Origin of the sequence: Pseudomonas sp. HMSC063H08 (assembly GCF_001813645.1) — a bacterium.
GTDB lineage: Bacteria > Pseudomonadota > Gammaproteobacteria > Pseudomonadales > Pseudomonadaceae > Pseudomonas > Pseudomonas aeruginosa.
Map to the genome: position 1 here is coordinate 1 of NZ_KV813332.1, position 226 is coordinate 226.

Consider the following 226-nt stretch of genomic DNA (forward strand, 5'->3'; position numbering starts at 1 on the left):
AGGACTTTTTGCTTGTCCATTACGCGCCCCCCTTGCAGCAGGTTGAGCCCTGCTCGGTGGCGGAGCGGTCCAGGCGCTCGATCTCGGCTAGCACCAGGGCGCCGGCGCGTACCAGGTTCTCGCGCGCCGACTTAGGCTTCCACCACTCTTCGTCCCAGGGCCAGAACAGTGCAGAGCCATTCCGAATGCCGCCCGGCCAGTCGGTGCCGATGCCGCCGGCATGGAG

Annotated in this window: 1 pseudogene; it reads right to left on the reverse strand. The window is 66.8% G+C overall.

The features are described from left to right. Nucleotides 1–19 precede the first annotated feature (19 nt). Nucleotides 20–226 (reverse strand): annotated as a pseudogene (locus tag HMPREF2924_RS01755) (hypothetical protein); the annotation flags it as partial.